Raw genomic sequence first — 14,013 nt, 5'->3', positions numbered from 1 at the left:
GGGTGGCTCAGGAGTTTTTACGTATCACGGGCTCAACGCTTGAACTGGCACGGAAGGTCTGCCACGGCAAACCGCCCTTCGCACGTGCGTTGAAATCGATGCTGCGCGATACGCGCAACCAAACACCGTCCGGCATGGGAACCCTTGCCTGGATTCGCAGCCGCCGAACCGTCGAGTTATCCAAAAATGCGGCCTCCAGGGCCGTGGTATCGATGCCTTCAGCGCCGGCATCCCGGTCCGCTACGATGCGCATGGCGACTGCAGCGTTTCCTCCGGCAAGGACGGTCAGTACTTCCAAGGGCGCAGCCATCGGATTGACCAAGCCTCGCCCTCGAAGATCTGCAGTGATGAGCGGCGAAAGTCTAGCATAGAGGGTGTAGTCCACCCCGGGCACCTTGAGCAGGTCTTCTTCCGATTCAAAACGCTGCGGCACGCCGCGTGGATCGCGCCGCTCACGCATTTCCACTGTGGCTTGAGCGAGCCCCTGGGCCGCCTCTGCCGGCATTTCGCCGGCAACGGAAAAGAGCTTCGCCAGCAAGGCAACAGGCGCACCATTGATGTCGATCAAGCCGTTCAAAGGCATGGCCTGGACCTGCATCGTGACCCCGCGATAGTCGATCTGTGCCTGCCGGGTGCGGGCCAGGGGGGTGTTGCTGGCCACCAGCGCCTGCAATGCCAGTTGAATCGCCGCGTCGCCCAGCGCTTGGGCCTGGACGTTCTGGCGCGACAAGGACATGACGCGCGCCTCTTCCCTGATGGATCGTGTCAGGCCAGACACGATGATGGTGAGGGCTGCGACCATCCAGAGCACGGCCAACAGCGCCATGCCGCGCTGTTTCTTGTTACGGTGCTTACTTGGCTTGCGCTGATTCACGAGCGGCTCCCGCCAAAAGTGGCTCCGTCGCTGGCCGGATCGCTGGATGGCAGAACGCGCATCGGAATGACGATGTCCGGCCAAACGCCTGCGGAGGTCCGGATCGCGATCGAAACCCGTTGAGGCAGCCGATCAACCGCCTTCCAGGGAGCGCCCCAGACAGGAGGCTCCTCGTTGGCGTCTTCGTACCGGAGTGAAAAGCCGGTCATCCCATCCACCAGCACGTAGCTGGCGGCCTGGCTCCAATCCGGCGCCACGCCTCCATCGATCCAAGGCAAGTACCGCAATACCAAAGCAGGCCCCGATGCCTGGTCCAGCACGCCCAATCGAAAATGGTAGCGCCCACCCGCACCGTAACGGGCGGGCATCACCCCCACCCAAGCCATCTCTTCGGGCAGCCCGATGAAAAAGTACGGGCTCTCGTCGATGGAGACGACAGCCGCCCGCTTTTGCAGAGACACCCGGCCCAGCACCGAGCGCAGAAACCCGTTGGCCACCCGCAGTTCATCGGTCCGCAGCATCCGGCGATCCACCCTCTCTTCCGTTTGTGCCGTGGTACGCAACGCGGACCCCAGGGCTAGCATCACGAGCGACAGCAAGGTGATGACCACCAGCAGTTCCACCAGCGTGAAGCCGCGCTGGCGCAGCGCCTTCGAGCCTTCAGGCCACCGCTTCATCATCCACGCCCCGGCTCGGGCGGCTTGCGCTGCGGCCGCAAGGTGCTCAGTTCGAAGTTGCGCAGGCGCACACCGTCCGACCAGGAAATGACGATGTTCACCTCGTGCAAAGGCGGAATGGCGGGCCCTTTGAACTCCGTCGCATAGGGCGCCGTGGTGATGCGCCACTGGTAGCCAGCGGACTCCCCCGACTGGTTCAAGCCCTGCTCGGGGATGGCGTCGCGCAGGGAGAGCAACGACTCGGCCAGCACCACCGCGCGTTGATACCGATCCACGTCCGCAACGCTGCGCGCGCTGCTGCCCATGGCGCGGTAAAGCATGCCAAGCGACAACGCCATGATGGCGAAGGCCACCAGTAACTCCAGCAAGGTCAAGCCCCGCTGTCGGCGATGCAAGCCGCGCGTCATCGGGTGAGGGCCTCTTGCGTCACGCGCCCGGACAGCCAGTCCACCCGCAGGCGAGTGCCGACTCCGGGCGCCCTCAGGATTTCGATGCTGCCGCCCGTGGCGCCGCCACCCGGAAGGAAGCGGATGGCCGCCTGGCTCTGCGCATTCAATTCAGTACCGGCCACGATGGCACGCAACTGCAGCGGCTGCGGCAACGGCTTCAAGGCGGAGTCGTTGCCATACATGCGATTCTTCAAGTCCACAGAGAAGCGGACCTCCCGCCCTTCCGCCATGGCGGTGACACGGGCGGCACGCATCTGGCTGATCATCGTGCGGACCGTGTCACGGTACTGCGCCGAATCCCGCAGCCGATCGAAAGCCAGCGGTGCCAAGCCGATCACGAGCGCCAGGATCGCGAACACGACCAGCAACTCGACCAGCGTAAAGCCGCGCTCGCGCCGCATGGCAGGACGCCTGGAGATGCAGGCGATCAGGGCGTGTTGCGGATGTCGGCCGCTTCGCCTTCACCGCCGGGGGCGCCATCGGAGCCAAGCGACAGGATCTCGATGCCGCCGTTCGGGCCCGGGTTGGCATAGCGGTAAGGATGGCCCCAGGGGTCAGAAGGCACGCCGCCTTTGAGGTAAGGGCCTGTCCAGCCGTTCACGGAGCCGGGGCGCTTCACCAGTGCCTCCAGGCCTTCTTCGGTCGAAGGGTAGCGGCCTACGTCGAGCTTGAACAACTCGAGCGACTTGTCCAGGTCGGCGATCTGCACACCGGCCGTCTTGGCCTTGGCGCCGCCCAGTTGGTTCAGCACACGGGGGCCGACCAAGCCGGCGAGCAGCGTCAGGATGGCCAGCACGACCAGCAATTCGATGAGGGTAAAGCCGCGGGCGGATTTGCGTTGCATAGGGGTGCCACAGGAGCGGCCAGCACGGGAATGCGCCATGGAAGAGGACTCCTTGGACAAACAAAAATTATACGGCGAGGTCATTGATGGACAGGATCCCGAGAAGGATGGAAACAATGATGGCGGCAATCAAAATACCCAGCACCAGAATGAGCACCGGCTCCACCAGCGTGAGAAGGCGTTTGATACCGGTTTCGACTTCGCGGTTCAATATATTGGACAGCTCGAGCATCATCTGACCGATGCGGCCGGTTTCCTCACCCACCCGGATCAGGTTGATCGCCAGCGGTTCGAAGATGCCCGTCGCGGAAACGGCCTGGACAACCTTGCCCCCTTCTTTCACGATGGGCGCGACACGGGACAGGGCCTGCTGCAAGACCGTGTTGCTGACGGTTTCGGTCGCAATGTGCAGGGCCGTCAGCATGGGCACGCCATTGCCGAGCAAGGTGCCCAGGGAGCGCGAGAACAGCGTGAGCTGGTATTTCAGCGCCAGACGCCCCATGAGCGGCAGCTTCAGCAGCCGCGCCTGCCACCATTGGCGCCCGGCGGGAGAGGCCGCCCAGCGGCGCACCATCAGTCCCAGGCCCAGCGCCACGATGCCGATGAACAGGCCGTAGCGCGTGAAGGCATGGCCCAGCGCCATGACGATCTGGGTCGGCATCGGGAGCGCATCGCCCATGTCGGTGAACAGCTTCTCGAACTGCGGCACGACGAAACCCAGCATGGCGATGAGCGACAGCACGGCCACGCCCAACAGAATCGCGGGGTAGATGGTGGCGGAGATGACGCTGTCGCGCAGTGCGCGCTGCCGCTCCATGTGCTCCACGAGCCGCTCCAGCACCGACGACATCTGGCCGCTGGCCTCGCCCGAGCGGATCATGTTGATGTAGAAATCGCCGAACAGCTCGCGGTGCTGCGACAAGGCGCGGCTGAGCGGCGTGCCGCCCTTGACCGCGTCCAGAATGCCTTGCAGCAGCTCGGCCATGCTGGGTTTGTAGCTCATGTCGATGAGCACGCGCAACGCGTTGTCCAGGGCCAGTCCGGCCCGCAGCATGATGGACAGCTCGGAGGTGAGCGCGAGCACATCGGCCGCCTTGACCGGCCCCTTGCCGCTGCGCCCCTTGGGTACGGCAGCGGCCCCGATGGCCTCGTTGGCGGAGGCGGTACCCATGGCACTGCTGGCGCCCGGGCCGGCCGAAGCACCGATCGAGTCGCTGATGGTCAATGGCGTGAGGCCCTGCGCCCTCAGCTGCTTGAGCGCCTGGGCTTCGTTGATGGCCGTGAGTCGGCCCTCGGCCACCTTGCCCGAGGCGGCGGCGGCCCGCCAGACGTAATCAGGCATCGGCTTGGTCCTGCGTCACACGGGCGAGTTCGTCGAGCGTGGTCATGCCGGCGGCCACCTTGCGCAGCCCGTCCTCGTACAGGTTGAGCATGCCGCCCTGCGCCGCCAGCGCATTGAGCGCGTTGGCATCGCGGCCTTCGATGATGGCGCGGCGCATGGGCTCGTCCAGCACGAACAGTTCATGGATGCCGGTCCGGCCCCGGTAGCCGGAACCTCGGCAGTGCTCGCACCCCACGGCCCGGTATATGGCCTGGCCGACGCCGCTGAAGCGCGCCAGCCCCGTGCTCTGGCGCACGTCCTCTCCCGGCTCGAAAGGCTCCTTGCACTGGCCGCACAGCGTGCGCACCAGGCGCTGGGCCAGCACGCCGTTGACGGCGGAGGTGATGAGGTAGCCCTCCACACCCATGTCCTTCATCCGGATCACGGCGCCGGCGGCCGTGTTCGTGTGCAGGGTGGAGAGCACCAGGTGCCCCGTGAGCGCCGATTGCACGGCGATCTGGGCGGTTTCGCCGTCGCGCATTTCGCCGATCATGATGATGTCGGGGTCCTGGCGCAGAATGGAGCGCAGCGCGTTGGCGAAGGTCAGGTTGATCTGCGGATGCACCTGGATCTGGTTGATGCCTTCCAGCTGGTACTCGACCGGGTCCTCCACCGTGATGATCTTGTTGGCCCCCGCATCGATCTTCGACAAGGCCGCATACAGCGTGGTCGTCTTGCCCGAACCCGTCGGGCCGGTGACCAGCAAGATGCCGTGGGGCCGTGCGAGCAGGCTGTTGAACCGCTCGAGCGTGTCCTTCTCGAAACCCATGGTTTCCAGCTGCAGGCGCACGCTCGCCCGGTCCAGCACCCGCATCACCACGCTTTCGCCGTGCACGGTGGGCACGGTGGACACCCGCAGATCGAGCTCGCGGCCCTTGACGCGCGTCTTGATGCGGCCGTCCTGCGGCAGGCGGCGCTCGGCAATGTCCAGGTGGGCCAGCAGCTTGACCCGCGAGTTCACGGCGGCGCTCAGGCGCGGCGGCACCAGTTCGCCCGCATGGATCACGCCGTCCACCCGGTAGCGCACGTGCAGTCCGTCGTCGAACGGCTCCAGGTGGATGTCCGAGGCGCGCAGATCGATCACGCGGCCGATGATGGCGTTCACCAAACGGATGACCGGCGCTTCGCTGGCCAGGTCCTTCAGATGCTCGACGAAGTCGCCGCCATCGGAGCCATCACCGAAACCGTCGTCGGCCTCGTCGTCTTCGGCACCCTGCTCCACCACGGGCTCGGACAGGGCTTTCTCGATGTCGCTGTCCAGCGCCAAGTGCGGAACGATCACATGGCCAGTGGCCAGATGCAGCGCCTTGACGACGAACGCATCCTGCGGAACGGCCATTGCCACGTGCATGCGGCCTTCGCTGACCTGCAGCGGATACACGCTGTTGGCGTGCAGGAATTCCGGCAACAGCCCCTCGACCTCGGGCATGAGTTCGGGAAACTCGCCAGCCGGCACGATGGATATCCCCAGCTGGCGCGACAGCGACTGGATCACGTCCAGCTCGGACACCAGTCCCAGCCGCACCAGCACGCGGCCCAGCAGTCCGCCCATTTCCTGCTGCGCGGAGAGGGCGCGCTCCAGGTCGCGGGCGCTCAGCTTGCCCGACTGGACAAGCAGCTCTCCCAGCGGAGGACGCGGCGCGGGCGTCGCGTCTGCCAGCGGTTCGATGCGGTCGGGAAGGGTATTCGTCGTCATGGAGGTTTGGGATGGCGCCGCGAGCGGCGTTGCGCGCCCTCGGGCGCGCGCAATGGGCCCCAAGTGTAGCCGCGACGGCCTGGGGCCCACTCCCGCCCAAGCCATGGCCTTTGCACACCCCGCGGGCCAGCCGGGCCTTCGCTTAAAGTCGCGGGCCTCCCCCGATCAATTGACGCGACTGCCCGCCCCGCCCATGCAAAACCCTCCCAGACGGACTGCCCTGCACGTTTCCATGGCCCTCGCGGCCCTGGGTGTTCTTCTGGCCGGCGCGGGCGGCCTGGCGCTGCTCCAGCCGCATGCGCCTGCGCATCCGCTCCGTGCGGATCGCCTGCTGCTGGCCCCGATGGTCAGCGTCATCGAGCCCTGCGTGCTCTCGCCCGAGACCCTGCCGGCGGCGATGCAGGACCTGGCCGAGCGCTGCCAGGGCCCGCAGGGCTCGGCCGCCGCGCTCATCGAATCCACGCTGAAAACGCTGCAGCCCACGGAACCGCCATCACCCCGTGAAGCCCTGGGCTACACCCTGCCCGTGCCGCTGCTGCGCCTTTTCCACCAGACGGCGGACGGGGACTGGCGCATCGACGACGAGAAAGTGGGGCGCTTGGTGCGCACGTTGCGCGACACGCCCCGGCCGGCGATCCTTTACCTGTTCTCCACGCATTTCTCGGCGGAGGCACCGATAGAGGCCGCGCTGGCCACCGACCCTGCCAACATGGGCCACACCCGGGATGGGGCATTGGGCACCGACGACTATTACGACTCCAAAGTCTTCAACTGGACGTTCGCCACCACCCGCAACACCCTGACGCAGCGGCGCGCACAGGCCATGCAGGCCGTGCTGGACGCGGCCTGCCAGCTGCCAGCGCAGGACCGCGCCAAGATCCGGGGCATCACGCTGCTGGGGGAACTGCACCACCTGTTTCCTAATTTCCAGGCGGGCATGGGCTTCGATGGCGCCTACCGGGTGACCGACTACAGCGCGGCCTCGGTCGAAGGGTTTAGGCACCACCTGCAGGCCGAATTCGGCCGCATCGAGGCGCTCAACCGTGCCGTGGGCGGCGACTACGCCGCGTTCTCCGAGGTGGAGCCTCCGTCCCGCGACATCCGCACCGAGCCGCTGCGCCGCTACACCGAGCACATCGATGCGTTCGCGCAGGGCAGCCTGCCCATTTCGGGCTGGGCGCATGTGGAAGGCGCCACCCCGGAGCACCCGGCCTGGATCCACATCTACCGCAACGGCCGCCTGGTGGGCAAGACCGCCGTGCGGCTGGGGCGGCAGGACGTGCTGGCGGCCAAGCCGGAGTTCGGAGACGCCAACACCGGCTGGCGCATGGACCTGGATTTCCGGCGCCTGCGGGCCGGGGTGCACCGGTTGGACATCTTCCTGGAAACGCGGCCGGGCGCCCTCACCCACCTGGGCCGCCGCGACGTGGCCATCATGGACCGGCAGCAGAGCACGCCACAGCCGCAGCCCCAGGCAGCGCTGCCGGCCAGCACGCCTGCCGGGCCCGGCGTGCAGGCGCACATCGACACGCCGCGGGACGCGTCGTCGTACTACTACAACCCGCTCGTGCCGCTGTGGCATGCCTTTCGCGCGAAGCAGGTGGTCGACTATCTGCGGTATTTCGATGGCGAGGTGGCACGCTCGTGCCTGGCGGACGTGCCCCGCTACACCCACCAGATCGTGCCGTTCACGAACCCGGGCTGGGACGAGAACAAGTTCGCGATCCAGGCATCGCTGCGGCCGCTGGGCTCCATCCGGCTGGGCGTGAGCCTGTACGGCGAGCCGACCTACGGGCATTCCTACTTCGACTGGCTGGGCCGCAGCGGCCACACCCGCTACGGCATCACCGAGTTCCATCCCTTGAAGGCGATGGACGCGGCCGCCCTGCAGCGCGTGTTCGATGCCCATTCAGAGCGGGGGGCGGACTTTCTCTCGTTCTTTGCCGAGCCGCGCTGGCATGGCACGCTGGTGCCCCGGGGGCACAACATGTTCTCGTTCGATCCGGACAACCCGAAGTTCGGCTCCGACCACCTGTACCGGGCCACGCAGCAGACGCTGGCGCCCAAGGGCCCGTGAGCCGCTGCGGACCGGGCCCTGCCCCGCACAGCCCGCCGCAGGCGTCAGTCAGTCAAACACCTCGGCCTGGTCGAGCGGCAGGCCCTTCATGTCCTTGGCGGACAGGCTGGGCTCGCCGTCGAAGCGCCAGTCGATCGCCAGGGCGGGATCGTTCCAGGCGATGCAGCGCTCATGCTCGGGGGCGTAGTAGTCGGTGGTCTTGTAGAGGAAATCCGCGCTCTCGCTGAGCACCACGAAGCCATGGCCGAAGCCGGGCGGCACCCACATCTGGCGCTGGTTTTCCTCGCTCAACTCCTCGCCCGTCCATTGGCCGAACGTGGGCGAGCTCCTGCGCAGGTCCACCGCCACGTCGAACACCGTGCCGCGCACCACGCGCACGAGCTTGCCCTGGGGCTGGCGCAACTGGTAATGCAGGCCCCGCAGCACGCCGCGGGCGCTGCGGCTGTGGTTGTCCTGCACGAACGCATGGCGCGTGCCGGTGGCCTCGTCGAAGGCACGCTGGTTGAAGCTCTCGAAGAAAAAGCCCCGGGCATCGCCGAACACCTTGGGTTCGAGGACGACGACATCGGGCAGGCGGGTGGGAATGACGTTCATGGAGGAATTGCCAACAACGAAAAGAAGAAGAAAACCGGCGGAAGAACGGGACACGCGCGACGGACGCCAGCCTGGCGCGGCGGCGCGCCGGGCCTGTTGCGATCCTCGCGCTACTCGCGCGGCTCCCGCAGCAGCCGCTGCAGGTACTGGCCGTAGCCGTTCTTGGCCAGGGGTTGCGCCAGCCGGGCCAGCTGGGCATCGTCGATGAAGCCGTTGCGCCAGGCGATTTCCTCGGGGCAGGCGATCTTCAGGCCCTGCCGGTGCTCCAGCGTCGCGATGAACTGCCCGGCTTCCAGCAGGCTTTCATGCGTGCCGGTGTCGAGCCAGGCATAGCCACGGCCCATGATCTCGACGTGCAGCGCGTCCTGCTCCAGGTAGAGGCGGTTCAGGTCGGTGATTTCGAGTTCGCCCCGGGCGGACGGCTTCAGGCGCTTGGCCAGTTCCACCACCTGCGCGTCGTAGAAGTACAGGCCGGTCACGGCATAGCTGGACTTCGGGGCCTTGGGCTTTTCCTCGATGGACAGCACCTTGCCGCGGGCATCGAACTCGGCCACACCGTAGCGCTCGGGGTCCTGCACGTGGTAGGCGAAGACGCTGGCCCCCTCCTCGCGCTGCAGCGCGCTGCGCAGCAGGTCCTCGAAATCGTGCCCGTGGAAGATGTTGTCGCCCAGCACCAGGGCGCTCGGGCTGCCCGCCAGGAATTCCTCGCCGATGAGAAACGCCTGGGCCAGCCCGTCGGGGCTGGGCTGCACGGCGTAGCGCAATTGAATGCCCCACTGGCTGCCGTCGCCGAGCAACTGCTCGAAGCGCGGGGTGTCCTGGGGCGTGCTGATGACCAGGATCTCCCGGATGCCCGCCAGCATCAGCGTGCTGAGCGGGTAATAGATCATGGGTTTGTCGTACACCGGCAGCAATTGCTTGCTGATGGCGAGCGTGGCCGGGTGCAGGCGGGTGCCCGAACCTCCGGCGAGGATGATGCCCTTGCGTGCGGTCATGTGGTGCTCTCTCTGCCCTGGGTGCTAAAGGATTTCGGCCAGCATGCGCGAGACGCCCGCCTGCCAATGCGGCAGAACGAGGCCGAAGGTGGATTGCAGCCGGCGGGTGTCGAGCCGCGAATTGTGCGGGCGCACGGCCGGCGTGGGAAACGCGCTCGTCGGCACAGCCGCCACGTCGTTAGCTACTATTTTTATAGCACCACCCCCTAGTACCGATTGCGCCAGCACGTATTTTGCATAGGCATGCCAGTTGGTCTCGCCCCCGGCCACCAGGTGGTAGAGCCCGGCATCCTCGGGGCGCCGCTCCAGGTGGCGCAGGGCATGCGCCGTAACGTCGGCGATCAGGTCGGCGCCGGTGGGGGCGCCCCACTGGTCGTCGATGACCGTCAGGCGCTCGCGCTCCTGGGCCAGGCGCAGCATGGTCTTGGCGAAGTTGCCGCCGCGGGCGGCGTAGACCCAGCTGGTGCGCAGGATGAGGTGGCGGGCCCCGCTCTGCTGGATGAGCCGCTCGCCCTCGAGCTTGGTGCGGCCATAGACGGACAGCGGCGCCGGCGTGTCGGTCTCCACCCAGGGGCGCTCGCCGCTGCCGTCGAAGACATAGTCGGTGCTGTAGTGCACCAGCCAGGCCCCGCTGCGCGCGGCCTCCTCGGCCAGGACGCCCGGCGTGGTGGCGTTGAGCGTGCGTGCGAACTCCGGCTCGCTCTCGGCCTTGTCCACGGCCGTGTGGGCGGCCGCATTCACGATGACGTCCGGGCGCAGCGCGCGCACGGTGTCCACGATGCCGGCGGGATCGGCGAAGTTGCCGCAATGGTCGGTGCTGTCGTGGTCCAGCGCCGTCACGGTGCCCAGCACCGACAGGCTGCGCTGCAGCTCCCAGCCGACTTGGCCGCCCTTGCCGAAAAGCAGGATGTTCATGCGCTGGCCGCCATGGCGTTCGGTGCCGCAGCCGCTGCGCCGGGCACGGCCTGGTACTGCGTCTGCACCCATTCGCGGTAGGCGCCGCTGGTCACCGCCGCAACCCACTCGGGGTTTTCGAGGTACCACTGCACCGTCTTGCGGATGCCCGTCTCGAAGGTTTCGGCGGGCTTCCAGCCCAGTTCGCGCTCGATCTTGCGGGCGTCGATGGCATAGCGCCGGTCGTGGCCCGGGCGGTCCTGCACGTAGTGGATCTGCGCGGCATAGCTCTGGCCGTCGGCGCGCGGGCGCAGTTCGTCGAGCAGAGCGCACACCGTGCGCACGATCTCGATGTTGGGCTTTTCATTCCAGCCGCCCACGTTGTAGGTTTCGCCCAGTGCGCCGCCTTGCAGCACGCGGCGGATGGCGCTGCAGTGGTCCTTGACGTAGAGCCAGTCGCGGATCTGCATGCCGTCGCCGTACACCGGCAGCGGCTTGCCCGCCAGGGCGTTCACGATCATCAGCGGGATCAGCTTTTCCGGGAAGTGGTACGGCCCGTAGTTGTTGCTGCAGTTGGTGGTGAGCACCGGCAGGCCGTAGGTGTGGTGCCAGGCGCGCACCAGGTGGTCGCTCGCGGCCTTGCTGGCCGAATAGGGGCTGTTGGGCTCGTAGGCATCCGTTTCGGCGAAGGCCGGATCGCTGGCCGACAGCGTGCCGTACACCTCGTCGGTGGAGACGTGCAGGAAACGGAACGCGGCCTTCTCGCCCTCCGGCAACGCCAGCCAGTGGTGCCGTGCGGCCTCCAGCAGGCGGAAGGTGCCGACCACGTTGGTCTGGATGAAGTCCTCCGGCCCGTGGATGGAGCGGTCCACATGCGACTCGGCGGCGAAGTTGACGATGGCGCGGGGCTTGTGCTCGGCCAGCAACCTGGCCAGCAGGGCCGTGTCGCCGATGTCGCCTTGCACAAAGACATGCCGGGGATCGCCCTGCGCGCTCGCCAGGTTCTGCAGGTTGCCTGCGTAGGTGAGCTTGTCCAGGTTGACCACGGGCTCGTCGCCCGAAGCCAGCCAGTCCAGAACGAAGTTGGCGCCGATGAAGCCTGCGCCGCCGGTGACAAGAATCATGGGATGGGGGGGTCGCGCGAAGGCGCCGCTGTGTCAAAGCGGCGGATTATCCCATCGCGTGCCGGGGCCCTGTTACGAGCCGCAGCGGGCCCGCCGCGCCGTTTAGGGGGCGCACACTACCCACGGCGCGCGCAGCGCACGTAAAGTCTGGAGCCGATGCCGCAGCAAATCATCCGGTCCGCGCGGCGCCGTTGCACCACTTGCCCCAAGGAAAGCCATCCATGCCCCGATCCACCAAAAACCCCGACGCACCGGACGACGCCGACCCGGCCGGCAGCGGCCCGTTCTACGGCAGCAAGGCGCGCGACTCCGCGCAGCAGATCTGGCAGGCGGGCCTGGGCGCGTTCGCCAAGGCACAGCAGGAAGGCAGCAAGGTGTTCGAGGCGCTGGTCAAGGAAGGCGCGGCCATGCAGCGCAAGGGCCAGTCCACCGCCCAGGAGCGCCTGTCCGAAGCGGCCGAACGCATGACCAGCGCGGCCAGCGAATTCGGCACGCGCGCGGCGGGCCAGTGGGACAAGCTGGAAACCATCTTCGAAGACCGCGTGGCCAAGGCGCTCGCCCGGCTGGGCGTGCCCACCGCGCGCGAGGTGCAGGCGCTGCACGAGCGCATCGATGCGCTCACCCGGGCCCTGGAGGCCGCCACCCAGGCACAGGCCGCCCCCCGCCCCGCCGCCAAGCGCGGCGCGGCCAAGCCGCCCACCGGCCGCGCCACGGCCGCCCGCAAGACCACCGCCGCGGCCCGCCCCATGGCCCCCAAACCGCCGGCCGACTGACGATCCGGGCGGTGCGGCCGCCCTGCAGGAAGCGGGCATTCCAAAGGATTGCCTATTCCTTGCATGATGCACTGCAACACCGTGCGGACGGACCACCTCGGTTAGAGTGGGTGAAAGAGACAACCACCCACGCACCGGGAGGCCGCCGATATGGTGAAAAAAGCGCCGCGCCGCACTGCCGAGCGCATTCTGGAATCCACGCTGGAGCTGTTCAACCGCTTTGGCGAACCCAACGTGTCGACGACCGCGATCTCCGCCGAGCTGGGCATCAGCCCGGGCAATCTCTACTACCACTACCCGGCCAAGGACGAGCTGGTCAACGTGCTGTTCTCGCGCTACGAGGCGGCCCTGAACGAGCTGCTGGATGCGGCCGACAGCGTGCGCGACGTGGAAGACGCCTGGTTCTTCCTGCACACGCTGTTCGAGCTGATCTGGCAGTACCGCTTCCTGTACCGCGACCTGAACGACCTGCTGTCCCGCAACCGCCGCCTGGAGACCCACTTCCAGACCCTGCTCGGGCGCAAGACCCAGGCCCTGCGCACGCTGCTGGGCGGCATGGAGCGCACCGGCGCCCTGCACCTGGGCACCCGCGATGCCGGCTCCATGGCCACCAGCATGGTGGTGGTGCTGACCTACTGGCTCAGCTTCGAATACGTGAGCGATCCGCGGCACGCCCTGGAGCCCGAGAGCGCGCAGAGCGCCCTGCTGCGGGGCGCGCACCATGTGCTGGACCTGCTCATGCCCTACCTGGAAGACAGCCAGCGCGAGCACCTGCAGGCGCTGAGCGGCGCCTACAGCACCCAGGCCCTGGCCGCCTGACCGACCCACCCCCACCCCGAGGAGACGCACCGTGAAGCCCTGGACGCCCTTCCCGTACTCCGACGCCTACCCCTTCACCGCCGCTTCGGTGCGCAGCCAATGGAAGCGCCTGCATGCGGGCGATGCCGAGCCCTGTCCGGACGATGCCGCCGTGCTCGACGCCTGGGTGCTCTTTCACCGCGGCGCCTTCGAGGAGGCGGCCCGCGCCGGGCTGGCGGCCGGCGGTGCCGGCATCACCGTGGCCAACAAGGCCACCATCGTCTATGCGAACTACCTGGAGCCGCACGAGGACCGGCGCCTGGCGCTGCTGACCGAAGCGGCCGAGCGGGCCAGCGAGCAGATGCGGGCAGAGCCCACCAACCCCAACGCCTGGTTCTGGCATGCCTACGCCATCGGCCGCTACAGCCAGGGGATCAGCGTGGCCAAGGCCATGGCGCAAGGCCTGGGCAGCCGCGTGCGCAAGACGCTGGAGCAGGCCATCGTGCTGTCGCCCATCCATGCCGATGCGCGGCTGGCGCTGGCCGTGTTCCATGCCGAGATCATCGACAAGGTCGGCGAGATGGTGGGCAGCATGACCTATGGCGCCCGCAAGGCCAGCAGCCTGCGGCTTTTCGAGGAGGCCTTCGCCATCAACCCGGACTCGGTGATCGGCAAGATCGAATACGCCAACGCGCTGCTCATCCTGGAAGGCGATCAGCGCATGGGAGACGCCACGCGCCTGTACGAGGAGGTCGCCACCACCCAGCCCGCCGACGCGCTGGAGCGGCTGGGCGTGGAACTGGCCCAGACCGAACTGGCCGAAGGCTAGCCCCCGCC

The 14,013-nt window shown here is 67.5% G+C and carries 15 protein-coding genes; 4 read left to right on the top strand and 11 right to left on the bottom strand.

Features of this window, described 5'->3' with window-relative positions:
* Nucleotides 1-7: 7 nt before the first annotated feature.
* Genes AVME950_RS10110 through AVME950_RS10080 form a run of 7 tightly spaced genes read right to left on the bottom strand, consistent with a single transcriptional unit; the run spans nucleotide 8 to nucleotide 5,921 of the window.
* Nucleotides 8-874 (bottom strand): type II secretion system minor pseudopilin, encoded by an 867-nt coding sequence (locus AVME950_RS10110; RefSeq protein ID WP_284429715.1) that lies wholly within the window; start codon nucleotides 872-874, stop codon nucleotides 8-10.
* Nucleotides 871-1,554, bottom strand: a complete 684-nt coding sequence (locus tag AVME950_RS10105; RefSeq protein ID WP_317353180.1) for a prepilin-type N-terminal cleavage/methylation domain-containing protein — start codon at nucleotides 1,552-1,554, stop codon at nucleotides 871-873. The genes AVME950_RS10110 and AVME950_RS10105 overlap by 4 nt, the downstream gene beginning before the upstream one ends.
* The gene (locus AVME950_RS10100; RefSeq protein WP_284429714.1) at nucleotides 1,551-1,958 is read right to left on the bottom strand and encodes a type IV pilus modification PilV family protein; all 408 of its coding nucleotides are present in this window, start codon (nucleotides 1,956-1,958) and stop codon (nucleotides 1,551-1,553) included. Before AVME950_RS10100 ends, AVME950_RS10105 begins: the two co-directional genes overlap by 4 nt.
* Nucleotides 1,955-2,401 carry a GspH/FimT family pseudopilin gene (locus tag AVME950_RS10095; RefSeq protein WP_284413849.1) on the bottom strand — a complete coding sequence of 149 codons (447 nt, stop codon included), beginning with the start codon at nucleotides 2,399-2,401 and terminating at the stop codon, nucleotides 1,955-1,957. The genes AVME950_RS10100 and AVME950_RS10095 overlap by 4 nt, the downstream gene beginning before the upstream one ends.
* 26 nt (nucleotides 2,402-2,427) lie before the next feature.
* Entirely contained in the window at nucleotides 2,428-2,883 is a 456-nt protein-coding gene (gene gspG / locus AVME950_RS10090) for a type II secretion system major pseudopilin GspG (protein ID WP_092745333.1), read from the bottom strand.
* A gap of 28 nt (nucleotides 2,884-2,911) precedes the next feature.
* The gene (locus AVME950_RS10085) at nucleotides 2,912-4,186 is read right to left on the bottom strand and encodes a type II secretion system F family protein (RefSeq protein WP_284429713.1); all 1,275 of its coding nucleotides are present in this window, start codon (nucleotides 4,184-4,186) and stop codon (nucleotides 2,912-2,914) included.
* Complete coding sequence (locus tag AVME950_RS10080) at nucleotides 4,179-5,921, bottom strand: GspE/PulE family protein (RefSeq protein WP_284413851.1); 1,743 nt, start codon at nucleotides 5,919-5,921, stop codon at nucleotides 4,179-4,181. Before AVME950_RS10080 ends, AVME950_RS10085 begins: the two co-directional genes overlap by 8 nt.
* A 232-nt stretch (nucleotides 5,922-6,153) precedes the next feature.
* Between AVME950_RS10080 and AVME950_RS10075 the strand changes: the two genes are divergently transcribed.
* Nucleotides 6,154-7,998, top strand: a complete 1,845-nt coding sequence (locus AVME950_RS10075; RefSeq protein ID WP_284429712.1) for a hypothetical protein — start codon at nucleotides 6,154-6,156, stop codon at nucleotides 7,996-7,998.
* A 48-nt stretch (nucleotides 7,999-8,046) separates the two neighbouring features.
* Here AVME950_RS10075 and rfbC read toward each other — a convergent pair whose 3' ends face one another.
* The 4 genes from rfbC to rfbB all read right to left on the bottom strand — a co-directional run bounded on the left by rfbC (nucleotide 8,047) and on the right by rfbB (nucleotide 11,605).
* A complete protein-coding gene (rfbC, locus tag AVME950_RS10070; RefSeq protein WP_284429711.1) occupies nucleotides 8,047-8,592 on the bottom strand; it encodes a dTDP-4-dehydrorhamnose 3,5-epimerase in 546 nt (181 codons plus the stop codon).
* Between the two features lie 110 nt (nucleotides 8,593-8,702).
* Nucleotides 8,703-9,587 (bottom strand): glucose-1-phosphate thymidylyltransferase RfbA, encoded by an 885-nt coding sequence (gene rfbA, locus AVME950_RS10065; protein ID WP_272565182.1) that lies wholly within the window; start codon nucleotides 9,585-9,587, stop codon nucleotides 8,703-8,705.
* A gap of 24 nt (nucleotides 9,588-9,611) precedes the next feature.
* On the bottom strand, nucleotides 9,612-10,502 hold the full coding sequence (gene rfbD, locus AVME950_RS10060; RefSeq protein ID WP_284429710.1) for a dTDP-4-dehydrorhamnose reductase: 891 nt from the start codon (nucleotides 10,500-10,502) through the stop codon (nucleotides 9,612-9,614).
* Nucleotides 10,499-11,605 carry a dTDP-glucose 4,6-dehydratase gene (gene rfbB / locus AVME950_RS10055; protein ID WP_272565184.1) on the bottom strand — a complete coding sequence of 369 codons (1,107 nt, stop codon included), beginning with the start codon at nucleotides 11,603-11,605 and terminating at the stop codon, nucleotides 10,499-10,501. The genes rfbD and rfbB overlap by 4 nt, the downstream gene beginning before the upstream one ends.
* Before the next feature lie 221 nt (nucleotides 11,606-11,826).
* On the opposite strand from rfbB, the gene AVME950_RS10050 reads away from it, so the two are divergent.
* The 3 genes from AVME950_RS10050 to AVME950_RS10040 all read left to right on the top strand — a co-directional run bounded on the left by AVME950_RS10050 (nucleotide 11,827) and on the right by AVME950_RS10040 (nucleotide 14,005).
* Nucleotides 11,827-12,378, top strand: a complete 552-nt coding sequence (locus AVME950_RS10050; RefSeq protein WP_284429709.1) for a phasin family protein — start codon at nucleotides 11,827-11,829, stop codon at nucleotides 12,376-12,378.
* Nucleotides 12,379-12,528: 150 nt separating this feature from the next.
* Entirely contained in the window at nucleotides 12,529-13,197 is a 669-nt protein-coding gene (locus AVME950_RS10045) for a TetR/AcrR family transcriptional regulator (protein WP_284429708.1), read from the top strand.
* A 31-nt stretch (nucleotides 13,198-13,228) separates the two neighbouring features.
* A complete protein-coding gene (locus AVME950_RS10040) occupies nucleotides 13,229-14,005 on the top strand; it encodes a tetratricopeptide repeat protein (RefSeq protein WP_284398069.1) in 777 nt (258 codons plus the stop codon).
* The last annotated feature ends 8 nt before the right edge of the window (nucleotides 14,006-14,013 follow it).

Origin of the sequence: Acidovorax sp. SUPP950 (assembly GCF_030158935.1) — a bacterium.
GTDB lineage: Bacteria > Pseudomonadota > Gammaproteobacteria > Burkholderiales > Burkholderiaceae_C > Paracidovorax.
Note: the sequence above shows the minus strand (reverse complement) of the source record. Positions and strands in the feature narration are given on the sequence as shown.

Coding starts and splice junctions, on each gene's coding strand:
- rfbD (WP_284429710.1), bottom strand. CDS start 10,502: ATGAACATCCTGCTTTTCGGCAAGGGCGGCCAAGTCGGCTGGGAGCTG.
- AVME950_RS10050 (WP_284429709.1), top strand. CDS start 11,827: ATGCCCCGATCCACCAAAAACCCCGACGCACCGGACGACGCCGACCCG.
- rfbC (WP_284429711.1), bottom strand. CDS start 8,592: ATGAACGTCATTCCCACCCGCCTGCCCGATGTCGTCGTCCTCGAACCC.
- AVME950_RS10075 (WP_284429712.1), top strand. CDS start 6,154: ATGGCCCTCGCGGCCCTGGGTGTTCTTCTGGCCGGCGCGGGCGGCCTG.
- AVME950_RS10045 (WP_284429708.1), top strand. CDS start 12,529: ATGGTGAAAAAAGCGCCGCGCCGCACTGCCGAGCGCATTCTGGAATCC.
- gspG (WP_092745333.1), bottom strand. CDS start 2,883: ATGGCGCATTCCCGTGCTGGCCGCTCCTGTGGCACCCCTATGCAACGC.
- AVME950_RS10085 (WP_284429713.1), bottom strand. CDS start 4,186: ATGCCTGATTACGTCTGGCGGGCCGCCGCCGCCTCGGGCAAGGTGGCC.
- AVME950_RS10080 (WP_284413851.1), bottom strand. CDS start 5,921: ATGACGACGAATACCCTTCCCGACCGCATCGAACCGCTGGCAGACGCG.
- rfbB (WP_272565184.1), bottom strand. CDS start 11,605: ATGATTCTTGTCACCGGCGGCGCAGGCTTCATCGGCGCCAACTTCGTT.
- AVME950_RS10105 (WP_317353180.1), bottom strand. CDS start 1,554: ATGATGAAGCGGTGGCCTGAAGGCTCGAAGGCGCTGCGCCAGCGCGGC.
- AVME950_RS10100 (WP_284429714.1), bottom strand. CDS start 1,958: ATGACGCGCGGCTTGCATCGCCGACAGCGGGGCTTGACCTTGCTGGAG.
- rfbA (WP_272565182.1), bottom strand. CDS start 9,587: ATGACCGCACGCAAGGGCATCATCCTCGCCGGAGGTTCGGGCACCCGC.
- AVME950_RS10095 (WP_284413849.1), bottom strand. CDS start 2,401: ATGCGGCGCGAGCGCGGCTTTACGCTGGTCGAGTTGCTGGTCGTGTTC.